The organism is Streptomyces sp. HUAS TT11 (assembly GCF_051553595.1).
GTDB lineage: Bacteria > Actinomycetota > Actinomycetes > Streptomycetales > Streptomycetaceae > Streptomyces.
In genome coordinates this window covers 5,224,035-5,246,468 of record NZ_CP196184.1, presented here as the reverse complement: position 1 = coordinate 5,246,468, position 22,434 = coordinate 5,224,035, and the positions used below count along the sequence as shown (strand labels likewise).

Annotated in this window: 19 protein-coding genes; 8 read left to right on the top strand and 11 right to left on the bottom strand. The window is 73.3% G+C overall.

What is annotated here, in order from left to right; translation table 11 throughout:
* Positions 1-193: 193 nt before the first annotated feature.
* The 4 genes from ACSHXN_RS23500 to ACSHXN_RS23485 all read right to left on the bottom strand — a co-directional run bounded on the left by ACSHXN_RS23500 (position 194) and on the right by ACSHXN_RS23485 (position 5,479).
* Positions 194-1,072, bottom strand: coding sequence for a hypothetical protein (locus tag ACSHXN_RS23500; RefSeq protein WP_356108342.1), 879 nt, complete (start codon positions 1,070-1,072; stop codon positions 194-196).
* A 527-nt stretch (positions 1,073-1,599) separates the two neighbouring features.
* Positions 1,600-2,367 carry a class I SAM-dependent methyltransferase gene (locus ACSHXN_RS23495; RefSeq protein WP_355140479.1) on the bottom strand — a complete coding sequence of 256 codons (768 nt, stop codon included), beginning with the start codon at positions 2,365-2,367 and terminating at the stop codon, positions 1,600-1,602.
* 211 nt (positions 2,368-2,578) lie between these two features.
* The gene (locus ACSHXN_RS23490) at positions 2,579-4,633 is read right to left on the bottom strand and encodes a PA14 domain-containing protein (protein WP_438306491.1); all 2,055 of its coding nucleotides are present in this window, start codon (positions 4,631-4,633) and stop codon (positions 2,579-2,581) included.
* Positions 4,634-4,906: 273 nt separating this feature from the next.
* A complete protein-coding gene (locus tag ACSHXN_RS23485; protein WP_355140478.1) occupies positions 4,907-5,479 on the bottom strand; it encodes a hypothetical protein in 573 nt (190 codons plus the stop codon).
* A 377-nt stretch (positions 5,480-5,856) separates the two neighbouring features.
* On the opposite strand from ACSHXN_RS23485, the gene ACSHXN_RS23480 reads away from it, so the two are divergent.
* Positions 5,857-6,234, top strand: a complete 378-nt coding sequence (locus ACSHXN_RS23480) for a VOC family protein (protein ID WP_366776526.1) — start codon at positions 5,857-5,859, stop codon at positions 6,232-6,234.
* 69 nt (positions 6,235-6,303) lie between these two features.
* Here ACSHXN_RS23480 and ACSHXN_RS23475 read toward each other — a convergent pair whose 3' ends face one another.
* The 4 genes from ACSHXN_RS23475 to ACSHXN_RS23460 form a co-directional block, all read right to left on the bottom strand.
* Positions 6,304-7,002 carry a GNAT family N-acetyltransferase gene (locus ACSHXN_RS23475; RefSeq protein WP_383351498.1) on the bottom strand — a complete coding sequence of 233 codons (699 nt, stop codon included), beginning with the start codon at positions 7,000-7,002 and terminating at the stop codon, positions 6,304-6,306.
* 212 nt (positions 7,003-7,214) lie between these two features.
* On the bottom strand, positions 7,215-8,183 hold the full coding sequence (locus ACSHXN_RS23470; protein ID WP_355140475.1) for an ATP-binding cassette domain-containing protein: 969 nt from the start codon (positions 8,181-8,183) through the stop codon (positions 7,215-7,217).
* Positions 8,180-10,984 (bottom strand): ABC transporter permease, encoded by a 2,805-nt coding sequence (locus ACSHXN_RS23465; RefSeq protein WP_355140474.1) that lies wholly within the window; start codon positions 10,982-10,984, stop codon positions 8,180-8,182. The genes ACSHXN_RS23470 and ACSHXN_RS23465 overlap by 4 nt, the downstream gene beginning before the upstream one ends.
* Position 10,985: 1 nt before the next feature.
* Positions 10,986-14,297 (bottom strand): FtsX-like permease family protein, encoded by a 3,312-nt coding sequence (locus ACSHXN_RS23460; protein WP_438303651.1) that lies wholly within the window; start codon positions 14,295-14,297, stop codon positions 10,986-10,988.
* A gap of 174 nt (positions 14,298-14,471) precedes the next feature.
* Here ACSHXN_RS23460 and ACSHXN_RS23455 point away from each other — a divergent pair, with 174 nt between their 5' ends.
* A complete protein-coding gene (locus ACSHXN_RS23455; protein ID WP_438303650.1) occupies positions 14,472-15,212 on the top strand; it encodes an ABC transporter ATP-binding protein in 741 nt (246 codons plus the stop codon).
* A 130-nt stretch (positions 15,213-15,342) separates the two neighbouring features.
* Positions 15,343-15,879: an SDR family NAD(P)-dependent oxidoreductase gene (locus ACSHXN_RS23450; protein WP_438303649.1), complete on the top strand. Its 537-nt coding sequence runs from the start codon at positions 15,343-15,345 to the stop codon at positions 15,877-15,879.
* A 165-nt stretch (positions 15,880-16,044) separates the two neighbouring features.
* Here ACSHXN_RS23450 and ACSHXN_RS23445 read toward each other — a convergent pair whose 3' ends face one another.
* Positions 16,045-16,482, bottom strand: coding sequence for a TIGR03618 family F420-dependent PPOX class oxidoreductase (locus ACSHXN_RS23445; RefSeq protein WP_356108359.1), 438 nt, complete (start codon positions 16,480-16,482; stop codon positions 16,045-16,047).
* Positions 16,483-16,564: 82 nt separating this feature from the next.
* Here ACSHXN_RS23445 and ACSHXN_RS23440 point away from each other — a divergent pair, with 82 nt between their 5' ends.
* From ACSHXN_RS23440 to ACSHXN_RS23430, 3 genes are all read left to right on the top strand, one after another.
* Positions 16,565-16,915, top strand: coding sequence for a winged helix-turn-helix transcriptional regulator (locus ACSHXN_RS23440; protein WP_355140470.1), 351 nt, complete (start codon positions 16,565-16,567; stop codon positions 16,913-16,915).
* Between the two features lie 189 nt (positions 16,916-17,104).
* On the top strand, positions 17,105-17,923 hold the full coding sequence (locus tag ACSHXN_RS23435; protein ID WP_356108362.1) for a DUF1028 domain-containing protein: 819 nt from the start codon (positions 17,105-17,107) through the stop codon (positions 17,921-17,923).
* Positions 17,924-18,011: 88 nt separating this feature from the next.
* Positions 18,012-18,536 (top strand): hypothetical protein, encoded by a 525-nt coding sequence (locus tag ACSHXN_RS23430; protein ID WP_355140468.1) that lies wholly within the window; start codon positions 18,012-18,014, stop codon positions 18,534-18,536.
* A gap of 108 nt (positions 18,537-18,644) precedes the next feature.
* Here the strand turns inward: ACSHXN_RS23430 and ACSHXN_RS23425 are convergent, their stop codons facing one another.
* Positions 18,645-19,052: a winged helix-turn-helix transcriptional regulator gene (locus tag ACSHXN_RS23425; RefSeq protein ID WP_355797472.1), complete on the bottom strand. Its 408-nt coding sequence runs from the start codon at positions 19,050-19,052 to the stop codon at positions 18,645-18,647.
* Between the two features lie 184 nt (positions 19,053-19,236).
* On the opposite strand from ACSHXN_RS23425, the gene ACSHXN_RS23420 reads away from it, so the two are divergent.
* Positions 19,237-20,343, top strand: a complete 1,107-nt coding sequence (locus ACSHXN_RS23420) for a Gfo/Idh/MocA family protein (RefSeq protein ID WP_356108368.1) — start codon at positions 19,237-19,239, stop codon at positions 20,341-20,343.
* Positions 20,344-20,473: 130 nt separating this feature from the next.
* On the top strand, positions 20,474-20,626 hold the full coding sequence (locus ACSHXN_RS23415; RefSeq protein ID WP_356108370.1) for a hypothetical protein: 153 nt from the start codon (positions 20,474-20,476) through the stop codon (positions 20,624-20,626).
* Positions 20,627-20,679: 53 nt separating this feature from the next.
* On the opposite strand, the gene ACSHXN_RS23410 is transcribed toward ACSHXN_RS23415, so the two are convergent.
* Positions 20,680-22,311 carry a DUF1416 domain-containing protein gene (locus ACSHXN_RS23410; RefSeq protein ID WP_356108373.1) on the bottom strand — a complete coding sequence of 544 codons (1,632 nt, stop codon included), beginning with the start codon at positions 22,309-22,311 and terminating at the stop codon, positions 20,680-20,682.
* Positions 22,312-22,434 lie beyond the last annotated feature (123 nt).

Here is a 22,434-nt window from a genome sequence, read left to right as displayed (position 1 = left end):
GGGATCGAGGGATGACTCCCGGACAGCCGCAGCACGACGGCGCCTGACCGTCCCGTCGAGGCTTCACCGACCTGGTGCCTGGAGATTCGGTGTACCGGGCTGGTCGTTCAGGCCCGGCCACGCCCCGGCCGCCCTCACCGGGCCGACGGCTCGACCCCGAAACCGAGGGGAAAAATGAGGGGAGACATCCCCATCACCCGCCCCGGAGCATGCTGAGCAGATCAAGGAACTGCTGCACCCGGCGCCCGTAGAGCAGTGTGAGTACGAAAATCCCGCAGGCACCGATCACGTAGGTGTCGGCGCCCGCAGGCAGATGAACGAAGGTGACGCCGACTGCTGCGCCGGCGATCAGCAGCGCAGCCACCAGCAACTTGAACGGCTCCCAGTCGCGCACCGGTCGGAGGCTCTCGTCCAGGTCTTCTTCGTCGAGGAGCGCGCCTATGCGGCCGGCCGCGATGCGTTCGGCCACGGCCTGCACCATTGCGGCGAGTTGGGCCAGCGCCACGTCACCGTCGCGGTCCACACGAGCCTCGGCTTCTCGCAAGGCCGCCACCACAAGGCCGGCGTGTCTTTTGAGCCGGCGCCGCCGGTGCGACGTCACGGTGAGGTGACCGGCGGTCCGGTGCAGGGCCAGAATCTCGGGTTCCACGCGCCGCAGAGCACGTGCCATCCTGCGCAGCGCACGGGGGCGGCGCCGCCAACCGGCGCTCTTCACCGCCACACAAGCCGATATCGCTCTGGCGCACACGGCTACTGGCTCGCAGCGGCGGAACAACACGGTCTCACGGAGAAACGACCAGGGGCGCCCGAGTATGGTCGCCAGCGTCCAGATGACCGGCCCCAGATAGAACACGGTCGCCAGGGCGGCAATGATCATGGCGAAGAGAACCGATCCGGCAATCAGCCCGAGCGCATCCTTGAACTGGCTGTGCTGCGCAGCGGGCCACATGTCTGTGACCATGGCAGCCGCCGCGAAGTAGGTGGCGGGCACGACCCCGTTCCATGTCTCCTGGATCAAGGTGGTGGTCCAGTCCAGAAACGGAATGCCGACAAGCACCACGTAGACCACCACAATGTTCTCGGTGGCACGTTGTGTCCGCAGTGCGACCCTCATTCTCGGCGTGGCCGCAGGAAGCCCCAAGGCGTCCAGGTCACTGGCAAGCCTGGCTGTCGCCTCGTCGCCTGCCTTCCGAGCCCTCCCGCGGAGCCGTCGGCGCAGATTTCGGATCACAGAATCAGAGCATGGCAGCCATATGCCCTCAGGTGAGAGTCAAGTGCACAAGGAGACCGTCCTCGCGCTCGGCCGGCGAAAGCACATCCTCGTCGTCCGCACCGACACCGACGCCGACAGGGTGCACCGTAGATCCGCCCGAGTGTCCCGTCGGCGTGGATCCCGCGGACGAGCCCGTACGACCACCCTGTGCTCAGCGGCCATGAGATGCCCGAGCGGAGGTGCGGCCGGACGCCGCGGGCCCGCAGGGTGGTTTCCTCAGGGTGTGGCACCGTGCAGGCAAGGCGCCTCGGCCTCGGCGACGGCGACGAACGACCGGGGCGAATCCCCGGCGTCGTGGTGAACGCTCCGCAGGGCGGCGGGGTCACCTACTCGCCGGCGTGTGCCACCAGCAGCGGCTGGAAGAAGCCCGTCTCCTGCGGCATCCGCCACTCGGGGTCCACAAACCCCGCGTCGGTCACGAAGCCCGCCAGTCGATCCCGGGCCAGTGCCCAGTAGACGGTCCGGCGGACCTTGACGCGCCATTCCCCGTCGGCCGGGAGCAGTTGGACGTGCTCCAAGTCGTAGTGCTCGCCGTCCTCGTGCCAGTGCCAGAGCTGAAAGGTGACGGTCCGTTCTCCGCCGTCCGCGGGCCGGTGGACCTGCGGGGGCGTCGACTCGGGGCGATTGCGCAGCAGGTCGTCATAGGGGCGCGTGCTGAGCAGCAGCCGGCCTGCGGGGCGCAGCACGCGGCGCATCTCCGCCAGCGCGGCGTGCACGTCCTGTTCCGTCAGCAGATGGGGCAGCGAGTTGTCGGCACAGACGACGGTGTCGAACCGGGCGTCGGGAAACGGCAGGCGTCGCATGTCGGCGGCTGCCGTACGCAGTGGCACCTTCCGCCGGGCGGCTTCACGGGCAGCGCGGGCGGCGGCGCGGGCGCTGAGGTCCGTCCCGGTGACACGGTGCCCGCGCAACGCCAGGCCGATCGCCTGCGTGCCGATGCCACAGGAGCAATCGAGCACCTCCGCATGGGCCTGGCCCATCAGGCCGTCCAGGACCTCTCCTTGACGACGAATGCTCGCGTCCCAGTCCGCGTAGATCAGGTGGTAGTCGTCGGCCAGCTCGTCGTAGAAGTCCGCCACCGAGGTCTCGGGCATGGCCCGAGGCTACTGCGCCCGGGACCCGGCGCAGAGCCCCGGACCGATCACGGTCCGGGGCCCATGAGGCGGTCGACGCCATCGGTCCGGCGATCAACACCTGTGGTCGCGGACGACCCGGACGCCCCACGGCAGGCGGCCCGTACGACTTCCCGGTCCGGTGGAACTCGACCCCGCTCCGGACGACACCGTTCCGCCGACCTCGTACCGGCTAGACGCGGTCCTGGAAGACGCAGCTCCACACGTAGGTGCCCGCGACGCTGCCGTCGGCACGCACCGCCTCGAGCGTGTAGAAGTACGTGGCCCCCCGTGCGGCCGTGGTGTCCGTGTAGCCACGGGTCTCCGCGGGCAGCAGCCCGGCGTGCAGCGGCTCGTACGCCTTCGTGGCCGCGTTCCACCGACTGACCCGGTAGCCCGCGACGGTGTCGCACACGGCCGTCCTGTCGCATCGCCAGCTGACGGAAGGCCCGTCCAGGTCGGGTCCGCCGATCACGGTGCCGTTGGCCAGGCTGCCGAGGTTCCAGTCCCGGACGACCGTCACGGACGGCCGGAGGTCCAGCTCGGTGGCCTCGACGACCGTGACCTTCGGGTCGCTCGGGGACAGCTCATTGCCCCAGCGGTCCCTGGCCACGACCGCGTACAGATACGTCTCGCCGTCCGGCAGGTCGCCGCAGATGACCGCGAGCGGGTCGCTCGTGCCCTCGGCGCAGGAGGCGGTGCCGAGCCACTTGACGGTGCCGTCGGCCTGCCTGGTGCCGTTCCGGACCACGTAGCGTTCGATGTCGTCCTCGGTCGAGGGCGCCCAGCTCACCAGCACGCCGTCGGCACGGGGGGTGGCCTTCACGCCCCCCACCGGACCGGGCGCGACGCGGTCGCCGGTACGGACGACGAGCGGGGCGGACAGCGCCGACTCGTTGCCGCCCGGGTCCACCGCCGCGACCGCGTACGTCACGTATGTGCCCGCGGGCATGTCCAGGTCGTGGCATTTGCCGCCGGCGCTGGTCGTGTCGCTCCCCTCGGCGCAGGTCACGCGGGTGAGCGCGGCCGGGTCGAGGGTCTTGCCGGGCGAGCGGTAGACGCGGTAGGTCCCGCCGTTGTCGAAGTCCTCGTAGAAGCTGTCGGGCTGCTTCCAGTACACGTCGGTGTAGCCGACGCCGACGACGGAGCCGAGGGAGGTCGGGGACTTCGGCGGCATCCGGTCGACGCCGTCGCTGGTGACGGCGGCGTACGCCGACGGGTTGCCGAGCGCATCGAGGGCGCGGACCCGGTAGTACTGGACGGTGTTCGCGGGTGCGCCGGTGCGGTACGACGTCGTGGTCGTCGTGCCCAGCAGCGTGAACGGGCCGGTGGCCGCGGAGGCGGCGTACACCTCGTACTTCGCGGCGTCGGCGGCCCCCTGCCAGGCCAGGGTGGCCCACCACGCATCGCCGACGGCGACCGTGAGACCGGTCGGCGCCGCCGGCCCCGTGCGGTCCACGGTCACAGCGGTGGCGTCAAGGCTGCCGGCGGACTCGCGACCCGCCTTGTCGACGGCACGGACCTCGTACAGGAAGGTCTGGCCCGTGGCGGGCGCCGCGTCCACGAAGGAGGGCGAGGTGAGCAGCGACGAACCACTGACCTTCGCCCACTGGGTGGTGCTCAGCCGGCGGTACACGCGGTAACCGGCGAGGTCCATCTCCTTGTTCGCGGCCCAGCGCAGGGTGGTCTTGCTCGTGTCCCGGTTGTACGCGGCGGTGAGGCCGGTCGGCGCAAGCGGCTTGACCGTGTCGACGGCGGCCTCGGTGCGCGGGGCGTACGTGAACCCGGCGTTGGCGGTGCCGGTCCAGGCGACGTAGTCCACGCGGAGGGTGTGCTTGCCGGCCGGGACGGTCAGGTCGACGGTCTTGCGGGCGGTGGTGGAGACGTTCTTCCACAGGTCGATCTTCCGCACGCCGTCGACGTAGACGCGCATGCCGTCCTGCGTGGCGGCGGAGAGCCGGAAGGGTCCGCCGGAGCCGAAGTCCCGGGTGAGGGACCAGCGGACGGAGAAGTTGTCTTTGGGCAGCGTGACGCCGGGCGGGTCGCCGTAACCGTAGTTCTCGGCGATGACGGAGTCGCAGGCGGTCGACTTCGGCGTGCCGCTGAAGGTGGAGTTGGCGAAGTACTGCACCTTCCAGACGGGGGAGGTGCAGCTGACGGCCGCGGAGGCGGGGGCGGCGCTGATCAGGCCGCTGACGGCGGCGACGGTGGCCGTCGCGGCCAGCGCGGTCAGCCGGGTACGAGTCATCACAGAGAGTGGGGCCCCTTTCGGACCTTTGAAAAACCTGTGAACGGGTGGCTCCTGTGTGACCCACGAGGCGGGGACAGGGTTGCCCCTTCTTTTACGGATGTTTTGCACTCGTCGGCCGTGCCGGTGAACAGCGCGTGGCCTTCCAGGGATCGGCCGATGCCGGCACAGCACCCCATGGCCGTTCAGCGGCGAAGTCGGCGGCCGGGACGACAAGGAGGAGGGGTGCGTCACCGCGCATTGGCGGGCCGCTTACGCCGGTTGACACCGCCGTCACCGGGGTCCGTTGCGCACCCAGCGATGTCCCGGGGGAAGCGCAGTCCCCGCAGGGACGAACCGGTATCCGTTCAACGACAGCGGGGAGATGACGGGGCGGCTCATGATCTCCTCGAACCAGGCGGCGGCGACCCGGCCGAGATGTTCCGGAGATCCGGTGGCGGAAAGCGGTGCCACGTCCCGGGTCGGTTCCGGAGTCTGGTAGTTCTGACTGTGCCGTTCGCTGCAGAAGAGCCGGTCACCGATGACAGTAGCCCCCAGCGTCATGAAGATCAGGCCCCGCTCCCCCGCACGATGGTCGATCAACTCCGCGATGAGCGTGACGATCACTTCTTCCGGCGCCGCGTCCAACGCCGTGTGATAGGCCCTGTGCTCGGCCGGGGGCTCCCACGGGGACTCCTGGGTGGTGGGACGTACGTCCTCCTCGGCGTCTTCGTCCGGCTCGAAGACGAGCACGGCGGTGGCACGAGGCGGGCATGCGGGCCACGAGCGGGCTGACTGCCTCACGGCGTCCACGAAAGCCCTCAGGTCCCCGTTCAGCTCGTCCTCTTCGAACCAGTCGTCACACACGCCGATGAGGCTACGCCGACGGCCGGCGAAGCAGACCGTGCGGCCCACGGTCGGAGCATCGGCTTCTGATGGCAACACACCGGCACAGTGGCACCATGACCGGCTCACCGAGCACCTCGTGACCGACCGGCGTTGCCGGCCACGGTGCGCGTTGGGCCTCGATCCGGATGACGTGCCTGAACGCCGGAGCAGCCGGGCGGGCCGACCTCGACAACCGTCCCCCGTGTTCACAGCGAAGGGACCCGAGGCGCGGTGCACCTCCGCACGCCTCAACTCCCGCGGTGCTCAAGCCGAAAGGCCTAAAGAGCGGTGCGGCGGTCGGCATCGGGGGCGGCTGGCTGTGGACCGCATGAGGCATTCGTGATCGGGTTGCGCGCATGACTTCCTCGATCCGCCACATCACCGTCGACTGCACCGATCCCTATGCCCTTGCGGGCTTCTGGGCCCAGGCCCTGGACGGCTCGCTCGCCGACGACGACTTTCCGGGTGATCCGGAAGCCTCGGTCACGGCTGCGGCGGCCACCTTGCTGTTCGTACGGGTCGACGACCGCAGGACCGTGAAGAACCGGGTGCATCTGGATCTCCAGCCCCAGGACCGCAGCCGGGACGAGGAGGTCGAGCGACTGCTCTCGCTCGGTGCCACGCTTCAGGGGGACCACCGTCGGCCCGACGGAACCGGATGGGTGACCCTGTACGACCCGGAGGGCAACGAGTTCTGCGTCGAACGCAGCGCGGCGGAGCGGATGAAGGGGTGATGCCCGTCGGGGCCCGCCCGCTTCCCCGGTGTTCCGCGACTTCCTGATGCCCCTCCCCGGCCGACCGGTTCAGGACTTCGTTCGGTCCTGCCGTCCGGCGGCGCGGCAGCGGGAGGTCGGCCCCGGCGCCGTGTGCCGGAGCCAGCAGGCGTCGATCTCGCGGCCGTTCGGCAGGGTGTGGCGCGGTGGCCCGTCGTCCGCGACGAAGCCTGCGCCCGCCAGCGCACGCGCGCTCGCGGTGTTGGCCGGCTCGTGGCCCGCCCGCACCGTCCGAAGCCCCAGATGGGTGTGGCCGAGGGACGCGGCCGCCCCGAACAGCTCCACCCCGAGCCCCTGGCCACGCGCGTGAGGTGCCAGCCATCCGCCGATCTGCCCGGTGTCGGGGTCCAGCTCGGTGAACCCGGCGTATCTGCCGTCGTCCACGCGCACGCCGATCAGCGCCACCGCCTTGTCGGGACGCGGTTCGACGGGATGGCTCAGCAGGCGTCGGACGGCCGGGTACGAACTGCGGGAGTCGATGTCGCCGGGGCGCAGGTGCACATAGACCTCGCGGAGCTTCGGGTCGGTCATGATGTGCTCGTCCCACCCGAGCCATCGCTGGGCCTCGGGGTCCGAGGCGGCGGCCAGGGCAGCGGCGAGGTCCAGCCATGTCTCCAGGCTGTAGAGCAGGAGACGCCCCGTGCGCAGGGTGTGCCGCCGATGTCCGCATACGCCGGGCAGCGGGAGTCCGGGCGCCGCCCGCCTGCGACGAAGCCGTGACCAGACCATGTGACCCCCTGGAGAACCCCGTGGCCGCTCCGGCCGGGCTCGATGTCGGCCGGAGTTTAGCCGCGCCGGCGCTCGGCCCGTGGAAGAGGTGGTGACCGGCCGGCGTCGGCGAGTTGTCTCACGTCCCTCGGCGAAGTCCGACCGTGGCCGCGTCCGGCAACCCCCTGCGGTCGGCCCGCCGAGCGGCCGCTCCACGACGCCCGCCGGGCCCGCTACTGCGCCTGGTCGGGCCGTACCGTGATGTGATCGGGCTCCAGTTCCAGCAGGACGCGGTCGCGGATCTCCAGGGCCTGGGTGAAGTCGCCCGGGAGCTGGAGACGTCCGGCGCGGTCCACGGTGGCGTACTCGCGGGCCGTGGTCAGGGTGCGCCCCTGGTCGTCGGTGGTGGTGCGGCGCAGGACCTCCGAGGCGGTGCGTCCGTCGCGGATGGCGACGGTGCGGTGGACCGCGGAGGCGACGGCGGTGTCGTGGGTGACCAGGACGACCGTGGTGCCCAGTTCCTCGTTGACGGTGTGGAAGGTGGCGAAGACCTGCTCGGCGGTGGCGGAGTCGAGCTGGCCCGTGGGCTCGTCGGCCAGCACCAGGGCCGGGTGGTTGGCCAGCGCCACGGCGATGGCGGTGCGCTGCTGCTCGCCGCCCGACATCTGGTGCGGACGCCGGTCGCGGCAGTGGGCGACGCCGGTCATCTCCAGGAGTTCGGCGGTGCGAGCGGCGCGCTGCCGCTTGCCCTTGACGATGCCGCTGAGGCGCATGGGCAGGGCCACGTTCTGCGCCGCCGTGAGGTAGGGCAGCAGGTTGCGCGCCGTCTGCTGCCAGACGAAGCCCACCACTTCGCGCCGGTAGCGCAGCCGGGACCGGCTGTCCATGGCCAGCAGGTCGAAGCCCGCGACCGAGGCGCCGCCCGCGGTGGGGACGTCCAGGCCCGCCAGGATGTTCAGGAGCGTGGACTTGCCGCTGCCCGAAGCGCCCACCAGGGCCATGAGTTCGCCCTTCGCCACCAGCAGGTCCAGGCCCTGCAGGGCCTGCACCTCCCCACCCTGGCCGGCGAAGATGCGCACGAGGCGGTCGCACACGATCAGCGCGTCGTGGCCGTGGGCGGGTCGCTGACGCTGCTGCTCGACGCGCCGCTCCAGATCGGCGAGCGTGAGCGCGTCCGGCGCCGCGGAGGTCTGTTCCGTCATGCCTGGTCACCCATCCTCAGGTTCGTGCCTTCGCCGCGCCGTCCGGTCAGCCATGCCTGGGCCACCAGTACGGCGCACGCCACGGCCAGCAGCCCCGCCGAGGGCAGGACGAGCGCGAGCGGGTCGGTGTCCAGCACCACCGTCGGTACGGCGGCCGTCTGCGGCCTGCTGGTGAAGGCCAGCGCCGTCAGGTCCACCCCGGGCCGGAGCAGCGGGACCACGGCGAGCCCGGTGAGCATGCCGCCGAGCGCGCCCAGCAGGACCTGCGGCAGCATGTCGAGCACGGCGAGCCACTGCCGCTGGCGGCCCTGCATGCCCATGGTGCGCAGCCGGGCGAGCGTGATGCGGCGCTGTGGTGAGCCCTGCAGCAGGGAGAGCAGCAGAGCCAGGGCGCAGTAGCCGCCGCCTGCCGCGACCACCGCCAAGTAGACGTGCTGGGTACCGGACTGCAGAGCGGTGCTCTTCAGCGCCGCCCGCTCCTCCGAACGCACCAGCACGGTCAGCCGGGCCGACGCCTGGTGAGCGGTGGCGCGCAGGGAATCGCCGTCGATGTGGTCACCGGTCATGTAGAGCGCCGTGGGGTTCAGGGAGCCCGCGTCCAGCCAGTCGGGACGGGCCTTCGCCAGGGCCTTCGACGACACGATGACGAAGTTCCGGCCGGCCGTCGCCCCCGCGGCCGCCTTCCTCGTCGCCACGGTCCGCACGTCGAAGGAGCCCGCGGACGCCCGCACGACGGTCGGGCTGCTCCCGAACTCGCCCGCCAGTCGCGGGGACACGACAGCGGCGAACGCGCCCGCACGGCCGCCGTCGAGCGCCCCCGCGGGGAAGCCGTCGTCCACGCCCGTCGCCGCGGCGAGCCGTGCATAGGTTGCGGGGTCCACCATGAACAGGTCGTAGACGATCCCGCCGGGCTCCGTGCGAAGACCGGATTCGATACGGACCGGCGCCACGTCGCGCACGCCGTCGAGGTGGCGGACGCGGTCCGCGAGTCCGGCCGGCAGGGCGGCCGGCGCCTCGATGCCGGCGTCCGCGCCGACGGCCGCGAGGGCCGCCCGGTCCCGCCCGGCGCTCACGCCGGACAGGACCGCACCGCCGAACGAGGTGACGGTGAGCGCCACCAGGACGGCGAGCAGCGGCAGCGTGGCCGTGGCGGGGGCACGGCCTGCGCGCGCCACGCCCAGGGGGAGGACCGCACCCCGCAGGCGGGCCGCGGGCCGGGCGAGCAGCCGGAGCGGCAGCGGATACAGCCGGAGCAGCACCACGGCCGCGACCACCGCCACGAGGACGGGGGCGGCCGCGGTGAGCAGGTCGAGGCCGCCGTCCGCCGTACCGCGGCGGCGCAGCGCCAGCACGGCGCCGGTCACGACGAGGACGACGGTCAGCTCGGCCACGGTGCGGCGCCGCGAGGGGCGGGCGCGCACGAGGTCCTCCGGCTCGCCCGGGCGCACCGTGCGGACGGAGAGCAGGGCGCGTACGGGCGGCGCCAGCGACGCGACGGCCGCGACCGCACCCGCCGCGGCCACGGCGGCGGCGAAGCGCTGCGTGGGGACCAGCAGCAGGGCGAGCACCAGTCCGACGGCCGCGGACGGCACCGCCGTCAGGGCGCTCTCACCGAGCAGACGCACCGCCAGGCCGCGCAGACCCGCTCCCCGGGCGCGCAGCAGCACCAGCTCGGTGCGCCGTCGTGCGGCGGCCAGTTCGCCGGCCATGAGCAGCACGATGACGGCGACCGTGCCGACGCCGACCGCCGCGACCATGACCAGCGGCGCGGTGGCGGCCCGTTCCCTTCCGAACGGATCGACGAGCGTGGCCAGCCCCTCCTCCTCGACGGTGAGTCCGCGCAGCCCGGTCCGCTGCTGGAGCTGTGCGGCCTGCGGGCCGCTGGTGAGCGCGGCGATGCTGTCCACCAGGCCCGAGGCGGAGCGCGCGGTCAGTGCGCCGGTGTCGGCGGGGTGGCGCCAGTACGCGGTGACACCGTCGCGCAGGCCGAGCAGGGCGCCCGCCGCCCTGTCGTCGATCAGGGCGGTGAAGTGCCAGTAGTACTTGGGGTCCGAGGGGTCCTGTCCGGGGACCGTGGACAGCGTCGGCGCCTTCAGGTCCGGCTCTTCGTTCCAGTAGGCGGCCTCGCCGTGGAGCGGCCGGACGACACCGGTGATCCGCATCGCCAGCCCGGCTTCGCCGCCCCCGGCCAGATGGACCACGGAACCCGTGCGCAGATGCATGATGTGCGCCGTGCGCTCGGTGACGGCCGCCTCGACGGTGCCGGTGCCCGAGCCGGGCCGGGGCAGTCGTCCGTCCACGACGTGGGTGAAGCGGTCGAGGTCCGGCTGGGCGACGACGGTGGCCTCCGGAGGGGTGTGCGCGGTCGGCCGGGGCAGGTACGCGTCCATGGCGGGCGCGGCCTGAGCGGTCCGAACGCCGTAGACGGTCTGCCGCCGGTCCAGAGCGAGGGGCGGGCGGACGAAGCTCTGGAAGACCGATTCCGTCGAGGCGAGGGAACGGGGGGTCACGAGGGACTCGGCGTTGTAGGGGAAGGACAGCCACGACACGTCCAGCGTCGCCGTGACGCTGCGATCGGCGACACTCGCCCGCGCCACCGTGTCGCGCAGAGCCGTGTCCTCCTGGACGTCGATCGCGCGGGGCAGCGCCGCCGCGAGGAACGCCGTGACCAGAACCAGCAGCGACAGGGCCAGCGCGGCGCCGGGTGCCGCGCGCAGACGGGTGCGTATCCAGGGCGTGTCGGCCGAGGGGGCGGTGCCGTCCTCGGCGGAGGTGGGCAGGGGGCTCGGGAGAGCGGTCATGTCATTCACCTCCCTGGCGGCGCAGGGCCTGGGCCGGTTCGCCGGATCGCAGCGCCGTCAGTACGACCACGAGCAGCGGTACCGCCGTCACCGCGATCAGCATCTGCACCACGGGGCCCGCGGGCAGTTCGACGCGGAGGGCCGGAAGCGGGCGCTCCGCCTGCGCCGTGAGGACGATCAACGGCACGACGAGCCGCGTGAGCAGTACGCCGAGGCCCGCACCGACGGCGACCGCGACGGCCAGCAGGAGCCCCTGCTCGGCGGCGGCCCCACGGGCCAGCGAGCGCCGGGAGGCGCCCAGAGCCCTCAGCACCGCGTGTTCGTCCGCACGTTCGCGGTACGCGCCGACCGCCGCGACCGCGCAGCCCACCGCGGCCAGCACGGCCGCGGCGACCACCGCCGCCGGGAGTCCGGCCTGCGGGCCCGCACCGAGTGGGTCGGCCTTGAGCCGGTCCCGCTCCTCGTCCCGGACCAGCACGGAGGCCGCATCGGCACGGCTTCGCAGCGCCGTCGCGGCACGGGGAGCGGCGCCGTGGTCCGCGGCCAGCCACCACTCGCCGGGCTGCAGTGCCACCCCGCCGTGGTCCGCCAGGGCCCGGTTCACGGCGCGCAGGTCGAGCAGCAGGGCACCGCCGTCGTCGGTGGCGGGCGGCACGACGGTGGGCAGGGCCCTGACGACCGCGGTGACACGGACCCTCAACGTCGCGTTGCCCAGGCTGATGTCGGCCGTCTGACCCACATGCGTCCCGGTGGCGCGCAGGAAGGCATCGGTGGCGAGGGCGGCCGGCAGGGGGACGTCCGCCGTGTCGGCCCGCAGGTCGAGCTCTCCTTTCGAGAGTTCGACGGGGTCCTGCGGCGACGCCTGCCCGGTGCCGTATCTGATGGACAGCGGGGCCGCGGCGGTGGAGGGCGCCGCCGTGGCCCGGGGCTGCCGGGCGGCGCCGTCGGAGTCGCCCGAGGCGGAGGTCAGCACCCGGGCACCCCAGGTTGCACCGGCGGGCACCGGGACGGCGTGTGCGCGCCCGTCGGCCAGGACGGCGCTGAGCCCGGTGACCGTCAGCCGGTGCTCCTCGCCGCGTTGCGGCAGACGGTAGCCGGCGTTGATGCCGGTCAGCCGGAGCGGCCCGGCGGGTGCCGCGCCCTCGGCCCGGCCCGACTCGGCGGCGAGGTCCGCCGTCAGCACGTGCGGACGGCCGTCGGCGGGCAGTGTGCCCAGGGGGAAGGCGTACGGGACGCCGTACCGGTCCGTGACGAAGGCGACGAAATCGGGGGCGACGCTGCTCCGGGACGACCCGGCCGCCGGACCGAGCACCTCCAGGCGCGCGGTGATCCTCAGCCGGCCGGTGTTCTCCGGCAGCACGAAGCCCGCGGTCCTGCCCTGCGCCTGCGCACCGGAGTGGAGGGGCCCGAGCAGCCGGCTCGGTGAGCGGTCCGTCAGGTCGTCGCGCCAGTCGAGCACGGAGGCCGCGGCCTCGGTGTCCATGGCCAGCACGGTGGCGTTGCGGTCGCGGGGCAGCGAGACCTCGGCGCGGACGGCGGGTGCGGCGGCCGCGATGCCGGGGATGCCGTCGTAGACCCCGCCCTGGGCGAAGGGCGGGGTGGACGAACCGACGACCCTGAGGTCCGCGCCGACCGCGAAGTCGGCCTGGTCGCGCTGGGAACGCGCCCAACTGGAGTACTCGCCGGTCGCGAACACCCCCATCGCCACGGAGAGCACGACCAGCAGCACGGGGCCCGCTCCCCGCCCGGGCCGGCGTGAGAGCTGCCAGCCGGTGAGCGCGGCCGTCAGTCCGCGGGTGCCGGCGGCCCGCCGCTCACCGAGCCGGGCCGCGAACGGCAGCAACCGCAGGGCCAGTACCGCGCCCGCGCAGAGGCAGAGCGCCGGGGCGGCCACCAGCACCGGATCGACACCGAGGGCGCCACCCGTGTCGACCGTCAGGACCCCCGAGCCCGAAGCACGGCGGGACAGCTGCCAGTAGGCCAGTACCGCGACGACGACGAGCGCCACGTCGGCCCCGGCCTTCACGATCCCGGGCACCGCGTCCCGGCGCCTGCCGGTGTTCCGCTCGTCGACGTACGTGCCGGAGCGGCGCAGCGCCGGGCCCACGACGGCGAGCGCGCAGACCAGCGCGGTGACCGCGGCCACGGACCACGTTCCGGCCGGTGAGGCGTCGAGCCGCACCTGCGCACGGGCCAGCGGGCCGTGGCCGGCCAGCAACCGCAGCAGCGGTCCCGCGAGCAGGGGGGCCACCACGACCGCGGGCAGCGCGAGCAGCAGGGCCTCTATTGCCGCGAGCCCCGCCACCCGTGGACGGGAGGCGCCGCGGGCCCGCAGCTGCGCGGTCTCGCCGGCCCGTTCCCCGGCGAGCAGTCCGGCCACCAGGAGCAGCGCGAAGGCCGCCAGGAGCACCACCTGCAGCGTGCTGATCAGCACCGTGGACCGGCTCACCAGGAGCGTGCGGCGCAGGTCCGTCAGCAGATCCGGCAACTCGCTGCGGGCTCTCACGGATCCGCCGGTCGCCCGGTCCAGGTCGTGCAGCGTCTGCTGCACGCTGTGCCGCAGACGGTCCAAGCGCGCCGTGCTCATGGTGGAGAAGTCGGCGCGGGCCTGCCAGTACATGCGGTCCGGCGGAACGCTCCCGGAGGTGAAGGCGCGGGGGTCCGCGAGCATCGGGCCGTAGGTGGTGAACGACAGCGTCCGCACACCCCGGCCGCCCAGCGGGTCGAGCCGCCAGTACAGGGCGGTGCGGTCGACCGGCCGGTACAGGCCCGTCACCAGCACGTGCAGGGGCCGGCCGCCGCGTCGGTCGCTGAGCGTGACGCGGTCCCCGGCGTGCAGACCCAGCTCATGGGCGGCCTGCTCGGGCAGGGCAACGGGCACCGGGCCCCCGGCCCCGGGCGGGCCGGGCCGGGCCCCGCCGGTCATCGTCACCTGCGCGGGGTCGAGGGTGGCCAGCAGCGTCAGATCGGGGTCGGCGTCACGGGAGGTGCCGACGGCGCGCGGCAGACCGTAGGAAGCGGACTGGATGCTCGCGGCCACCCGTACCGGCATGCCGTCGAAGGCGGCAGGAACGGTCCTGCGCACGGCCGCGTCCAGCTCGGCGCGGTCGGCGGGGGTGACATCCGCGTCGGCCTCGACCAGGGTGCGCGCCGCCCCCTGGTCCTGCAGGGCACGCCGCAGTCCGACATCCCCGACCGCTCCGCTGAACGCCGCGAGCGAGGCGATCACGCACGTGGTGAGCACCACGCAGAGCAGCGCAGCACCCAGCAGCAGCCAGTGCGCGCGTACGCGCAGCAACACGAACCCCGTCAAGACTCACCCCGCCACCGTCCCGCGCACCTGCACAGAGGTACGCAGCCGGCCCCGCCCCCGGCGAAGCCTGTTCCGTTCTCCCCTTGTCCCTGTGGTCATGAGAACACGGGCCACAACGTACCTGGACACCAGGGGTCTGTCAGGTGATCCACGGGCGCGATTATGCTGACCGCCATGAGCGAACGGGTGCTGGACAAGGCCGACGGCCCGGCGGGGGGCGAACCGGCACCAGCGGGCGGCGACATGGTGACGGTCCGCCAGGTCACGCGGACCTACGGCCGCGGGGAGACCGCGGTGCATGCCCTGCGCGAGGTGTCGTTCGGTGTGCCGCGCGGAGAGCTCGTCGCGCTCAAGGGCCGCTCCGGTTCCGGCAAGACCACCCTGCTCAACGTGGTCGGCGGGCTCGACCGCCCGGACTCCGGCAGTGTCCTCGTCGCCGGGACCGAACTGGTGGGCCTCGGCGAGAAGGAACTGCTCGACCTGCGCCGCGACCACATCGGCTTCGTCTTCCAGTCCTTCGGCCTGCTGCCCGTCCTCACCGCGGCGGAGAACGTCGGCGTCCCGCTGCGCCTGCGCAAGACCGAGCGCCGCGAACGCGAGGACCGCGTCGCCCTGCTGCTCAGCCTGGTCGGCCTCGAGGACCACGCCGCCCAGCGCCCCGGCGAGTTGTCCGGCGGCCAGCAGCAGCGTGTCGCCATCGCCCGCGCCCTCGCCAACCGCCCCTCCCTCCTCCTCGCCGACGAACCGACCGGGCAGCTCGACGCGGAGACCGGCCGCTCCGTCATGGAACTGCTGCGCGCGGTCGTCCACAGCCAGTCCGTCACCGCCCTCGTGGCCACCCACGACCCCCAGCTCCTGGCCGTCGCCGACCGCGTCCTGGAGCTGCGGGACGGCCGTATCGTCCCGGCGGAATGAGCACGGGCGCGGCGCACGCCGATCACGCCGGGACAACGCGGCCTTCGGCGGCCGACCGACGTGCGGCCCGCGTCCAGGGAGATGTGCCGAGCAACTGAGGCTCCGGCCCGGCGGGCGGCCGATGCCGCCGATGAACGGTGGCACCGAAGCCGCCGCGCCCGCGTTCCGGGGCACGACCGCACCGTCGTCCGCGCCCGTCGGCACACCTCTTCCCGACCGTGTGCACACGGTGAACGTCCGGGCCCCGCTGTCGCCGGCCGGGCGGTTCGCACGGGTGATGGCCGAGCGGGGCGGCGGGGCGATCGTCGACGTCTCCTCGGCGCCGGCCGAGCGCGGCACACCGCAGACCATGGTCCATGCCGCTTCCAAGGGCGCGATCGAGGACGCCACCCGGGCCCTGGCCGCCGAGTGGGGGCCTCACGCGGTCCGGGTGAACGCGGTGCGGCCCGCCGTCACCCGCTCGGACATGTCGGCGCCGATCACCGGCAACGAGGACATCGTCAGGACGTATGTGACCTCGGTTCCGCTGGGCCGGATCGGCGAGGCGGAGGAGGTCGCGAACCTGATCCACTTCCTCGCGTCCCCGGCGGGCAGCTATGTCACCGGCCAGGTCATCGGTGTCGACGGCGACCGGGGAAGCACCGCCCGTTCGATCTTCGCGAGCTGAGGCGCCGGCCGGAACGGCGTCGGCCGCACCGCCGGGACGGCACGACCGACGATCCCCCGGCCCCGCGGGGCCGACGCGGCCCCACGGGCAGCCGCCCTTCGCGCTCGGACCTCCGGCGGGAGGGCGCAGGGCGAGCCCGGCCGGCTGCGCGCGGACCGCGGGCGGTCAGCGGCCGTAGATCCGGGTCGGGGTGACCAGGACGACCGTGCGCCGCTGCTCCGCCATGACCCGGTCGTACTCGTCCCAGTCCTCGTGGCTGCCGCCGGCCGCCGTGAACACCTCGCGCAGCAGCAGCCGCAGCCGCTCGCCGTCGACGCCGGAGACCTGGTCGTCCGGCCCCACAAGAGCGACCGTGCCCTCGACGGTGACCCAGTCCCAGCCGGAGCGGACCGACACGGTCGTCCGGGGGCGCTCCCGCAGATTGGCCAGTTTGACCTTGCCGTAGGTGACGAACCCGAGCACCTGCTCGCCGGTGAGCGGGTGCGGCAGCAGCCCCGCGTTCACCACCGACGCATGGATCGCACCGTCCGCCCGCAGCGTCGAGACGACGACCAGACCGCTTTCCTTCGCGGCCAGCGCGGCAAACCTGTCCAGCGTTGTCATACGCACCCTGTCCCTCGTCCGCGCCCGGCACGGACCCCTGTGGATTCGATTTTCGGACTCACCGCCGCGCTACCGTAGCAGGGTGAGTCGGGACAGCGAACCAACAAAGCCGGGCGCGCCCCGGGTCTGCTCCATCGCCGACGCGCTCGACGTCGTGGGCGAGCGCTGGACCCTGCTCGTGCTCCGCGAACTGGGTTTCGGCGTGCACCGGTTCAAGGACATCCGGACCAACACCGGCGCACCCCGCGAGACCCTCACGCTGCGTCTGCGCAAGCTCGAGGAGGCCGGGCTCATAGAGCGCCGCCGGTACTCGGAGCGCCCGCCCCGCGACGAGTACCTGCTCACCACCGCGGGCAAGGACCTCGAGCCCGTCCTCCGCGGCCTTCGGGAGTGGGGCGAGCGCTACGCCACCCCGCTGCGCCGCACCTCCTGAACGCGCCCGGCCCGCACCCCGCCGCTTCGTCCACCGGCCACCCCGGCGCAACGGCGCGCACGACTCGGGCCGCTCGGCCGACCCCCCTCCCCAGGGCGACGGCGGCCACATCCCTCGCGCACACCGCCGGCGTGCGTGTCCGTCCCGGCTTCTGGTGCCGGTGTCCCGGCCCCTCTAGGGTCCTCCTCCATGACGTTCTCGATCGTGGCCCGGTCCGGCCGGGCCCTCGGCATCGCAGTGGCGAGCAAGTTCCTGGCGGTCGGCGCCGTGGTTCCGGCCGCGGAGGCCGGGGCGGGGGCCATGGCCACCCAGGCGGCGGCCAACCTCCGCTATCTCCCCCAGGGACTGGCCCTGCTGCGTACGGGCGTGCAGCCCGCGGACGTGGTGGCGGGCCTTGTCGCCGCCGACCGGGAACGCGCCCACCGTCAGGTGGGGATCGTCGGACCCGAGGGGCCAGGAGCGACGTACACCGGGGAGGAGTGCCTGGACTGGGCCGGCGGGACGGCGGGAGACGGCTACGCGATCCAGGGCAACATCCTCACCGGCCCCGAGGTGGTCGAGGCCATGGAGTCGGCCTGGCTGTCGTCGCCGCAGGAGGCGCTCGACCGGCGGCTCCTCGCGGTGCTGGCGGCGGGCGACGCCGCGGGCGGTGACCGCCGGGGCCGCCAGAGCGCGGCCCTGTACGTGGTGTCACCGGGCGCCGGATACGGCGGTGGCAGCGATGTCGCCTGCGACCTCCGGGTGGACGACCACCCCGACCCGGTCGGGGAGCTGCGGCGCCTGCGGGACGTCCATGAGCTGCTGTTCGGAACGCCCGACCCGGGCACCCTGCTCGACCTGTCGGGTGAGGTGAAGGAGGAGGTCCAGAGCCTGGTCACCGCGCGCGGTTACGCCTCGCTGGACATGTGGGCCGGGGTGGAGAACCTCGAGAACCGCCTGGTCTCCGGCAAGATCGATCCGGTGGTGCTGGCCCGGCTGCGGGACGCCGCCTCCTCCGACGGGAAGTAGCGCGGTCCGGCCCCGGGCGGATCGGCGCCGATGCGCGTCCGGCGCCGGGCGCCGCAACCGGCGCGCCCTCCGAGGAGTCCTAAGCGGCATGATCGACACACGCGCACGGCACACCCTCGGCGCCGCCACGCTCGTCGTGGCCCTGGCGTCCCTGTTGCTCGCCTGCTCCGGCAGCCCGGACGCGGCATCCGGCGGCGGGACGTCGCCCTCCCACGACGTCCGCACGACGGCGTCGGCACCCGCCGCCGAGGAGCCGGCCGCGGGCGAGCCGGCCGCCGCCGACGCGACGGAGCCGGCACCGGGGGTCGAGAAGGTCCGCGACGTGTTCGCCCGGCTCCAGGCCACCTACAACGACGGGTGCACGACCCAGGGGAACTGCGAGTACTTCCTCGGCCGGGTGCTCGACGAGCTCAACAGCCTCGACGCGTCGATGAAGGCGGACCCCCAGGGACCCGCGCACTTCAAGGAGCCCCTGGCCTGGATCGCGACACTGCGGTCCGAACTCGGCGGCGACCGCTCCTTCGAGAACCTCAAGAAGCACCAGGAGCAGCTCATCGTCACCCGGGACAGGATCAACGACTGGATGCAGGGCCACCCGGAGGACTACCGATAGGACCGGCACCGAGCACGGGCGGCGCGAACTCCTGAGCCGCCGGGGCCTGTTCGGCAGCGCAGGCCCGCACCGGACCCGCGCCGTCCACCGGGTTCGAGGGCCGGGAGGTCACTCCTCCCGGCCGTCGTACTCGGCCCGGGACTCGTCGATCTCCTGCGCATGGGCGTCGGCCCAGCCGGCCAGGTCACGGACGACGCCGAGCAGCGAGCGGCCGCGTTCGGTCAGCGCGTAGTCGACCTGGGGCGGAACCGTCGGGTGCACGGTGCGACTGACCAGGCCGTCCCGCTCGAGACCGCGCAGCGTCACGCTCAGCATCCGCTGTGTGATGGGCCTGGTCAGCCGCCGCAGCTCGTTGAACCGGTAGGTCGACTCGCCCAACTGGCAGACGACGACCACGCTCCACTTGTCGCCGATCCGCTCCAGCACGCTGCGGATCAGCGGACGGGCCTCCTCGCGGCAGCCCGGGGAGTCGGGTCCCGCTTCCGTACGGAGTTCTTCTGCAGTTGCCGCGGCCACGGTTCCCTCCGGGATACCTGGGCACTTCGAAGTGCTCTCTTGTCCGGATCCGCCGCCGGCACGAGGCTCGACCGAGAGCAGTCGGCGGTGCCGGAGCGCATCACACGCGTCCTACCACTGTAGAAGCCACAGGGCGGGGACCGGAGGCCAGAGGCGGACTGCCACAGCGCACGAGGAGAACCACATGGCAACGATCGGCGTCGGCATCATCGGAGCCGGCCGCGGCGGCTGGGCCGCACTGGGACACATACCGGCCCTCAGGGCCCTGCCCGACTACGACCTGCGGGCGATCAGCACCACCCGGCGCGCGTCCGCGGACGCGGCCGCCCAGGAGTTCGGCGTCCCGTCGGGCTTCGACAACCACCGCGACCTGATCGCCCACCCGGAGGTGGACCTGGTGGTCGTGTCGGTGAAGGTGGCCCACCACCACATGCTGGTCTCCGAGGCGCTGGCGGCGGGCAAGGCCGTCTACAGCGAGTGGCCGCTCGGCGTCGACCTCGAGCAGGCCGCCGACCTGGCGGAGCGCGCCCGGGCCGCACGGGCCCGCACGGTGATCGGTCTGCAGGCGCGGTTCGCCCCCGCCGTGCGCCATGTCCGCGACCTGGTCGCGGACGGCTACGTCGGCAAGGTGCTCGGCACCACCCTGGTCGGCTCGGGGCTCGCCTGGGTCGGCGAGACCGACCGCGCCCACGCCTACATCTTCGACCGGGCGAGCGGCACGACGACCCTCACGGTCCCCGCCATGCACGCTCTGGAGGCGCTGAACTTCGCGCTCGGAGACTTCGACGAGGTATTCGCCCACCTCGTCAGGGGACGTACGGAGGTCCGGATCACCGACGAGGGGATCACCGTCCCGGTGACCGCACCCGACCAGGTGTCCGTGACCGGCACCCTGCGGGGAGGGGCCGCCGCCTCCGTCTACTACCGCGGCGCCCACTCCCGCGGTGACAACCTGCGCTGGGAGATCAACGGCACCGAGGGCGATCTGGTCCTGACCGCCCCGGGCGTCAACGGCAACCTGCAGGTGGCGGACCTGCGCCTGGAGGGCGGTCGCGGATCCGACGAGACGGTCGCGCCCATCGAGATCCCCGACCGCTACTTCGCCGCGGTTCCCCGCGGGCTGACGGGACCGGCGCACAACGTGGCGCAGGTCTACGCCGCGTTCGCCGCCGACCTCCGCGACGGCACCCGTACCGTCCCGGGCTTCGACCACGCCTTGGAGCGGCACCGGCTGCTCGGCCTCATCGAGGCCACCTCCCGGAACCGGAGTGCCCACGAGCCCGCCGCCTGAGGTCCGGGCGAGGCACGCACCGGCCGGACTCCGGCGCCCCCGCCGACGAGCCGGCCTCCGACCCGAGCATCGCCACACCCGCCGAGCCCGGTTGCCGCGTGATGATGCGGTACCGCTCCGGCGCGGCCCCGTGGCCGCGGCGTTCGTCCGGTCGGTCGCGGACGGGAACGAGACGGTGCCCACGGTGACCGTGGCCGGGCGGCCGATGGTGAACCCGTCGAAGAAGGAGCTGCTGGAAGCGGTGGGAGGGTACGCACCGCACCTGCTGCCCGAGGCCGGCTGAACCGGGCTTCCGCGGGCGGAGTGGGGACCGCCGGCCTGCCCGGGCTCGATCCGCTACCGCTCCGGGGCCTCGGGCACCGCGTGCTCCGCGCTGTCGTCGACGAGTACCACCCGGTGGCCTGCGGCGGCGAGCAGCGAGGCGGCGACGGCGGCTCGGAAGCCGCTGTGGCAGTGCACCCAGTACTCCGCGTCCGGCAGGGACGCGAGCGCGTGGGGCAGTTGGGGCAGCGGGACGTGGCGGGCGCCGGGGAGGTGGCCGGAGCGCCACTCACGGCCGCCCCGGACGTCCAGTACCTCCACGGGTCGTGCCGTCCGGACACGGGCGAGGGTCGCGAAGTCGGCACGCGGATACGAGGCGAGCCATTGGGCCCCCGCCCATTCGAGGGGGCTTCCGACGGCGGCGGCCGCGATGCGGTCGAAGCCGATCCGCAGCAGTTCGATCCGGACGGCCTCCAGTTGGTTGCGGTCGGTGGCCAGCAGGGAGAGGGGCGAGTCGAACGGCACCAGCCAGCCGATATAGGTGGCGAGCGACCCGGAGGCGTCGAAGTTGACGGTGCCCGGCAGGTGGGCCGAGGCGAAGTCGGCCCGTGCGCGCACGTCCACCACCCACTCGCCCGCCGCGATCCGGTCGGCCAGTTCGGCGGGTTCCGCCGGCCGGGGCGGGGCGAGCGAGGCCGGCGGCACCGGCCCGGCGGCGTTGATCGCCGCCATGCGGTGGTAGTACGCGGGATAGGGCTCCAGGGCGGCCAGCGTCGCCGTGGCGAAGGCGTCTTCGGCCTGGTCGAAGACGGGGTTCACCTGCCGTTCCCGGCCGATGGTGGACCGCTGCACCGCGCCCGTCGTGGTCGCGGCGCAGAAGCTGCCGAAGCCGTGGGTCGGGAGCACCACCGTGTCGTCCGGCAGCAGCTCGGCCAGGCGGCGCACCGAGCGGTACTGCTGGTGGACCAGCGGCCCGGTCCGCTCACCGCCCATGAGGTCGGTGCGTCCGGTGGTGCCGTACAGCAGGGAGCCTCCCGTGCACACGAGCCGGGGCACCCCGTCGGCGGACGCGAACGCGTAGGCGACGTGGTGGTCGGTGTGCCCGGGCGTGGCGATCACCCGGATCCGCAGCTCACCGGCGTCCAGCAGGTCCCCGTCGGTGACGCGGACGGCGTCGAAGCCCAGCCTCGGCCCGATGGGCACCGCGTACCCGGCCCGGAAGCGGCGGCTCAGTTCGAGGCCGCCGGTCACGTAGTCGTTGTGCAGATGGGTCTCCACGACCATGCCGAGCCGCAGGCCGCGGGAGTCCAGCATGTCGACGATCCGCTCCACGTCGCGCTGCGGGTCGACGGCGACCGCGACCGTACCGTCCGTGACGAGGTAGCTCCGGTTGCCGAGGCTGAGTGTGGAGATCTGGATGATCTCCAGGTGTTCGGGGAGCAGTTCGCACAGACGCAACTCGGTCTCGACGGTCCGGCCCGGCTCCGCCTCGACCGGTGTCTCGGTGACTCCGAGCGGGGAGAGCGCCCGCAGCACCCAGTGCCCCGGGAGCACGTCGAAGCGGAACTCGCCGGACGGTGAGGTGGCCACCTCGCCGACGAACTCGCCCGCCGGGTCGAGCAGGCGGACCCAGGCGCTCGAGGCCGACCCGTCGGCGGCCTGGACCCGCCCGGCCACGACGCTCCGGGTGGTGGTAGCGGGATCCACGGGCGTTCCCATCATCTGTGGCGTGCCGTCCGCGGACCGGTGGGTGCGACCAGGTCACCCCACGCCGGGAACGCCGGCCGCGGCCCCGGACGGCATGTCCCTCGGACGGGATACCTCCACCAC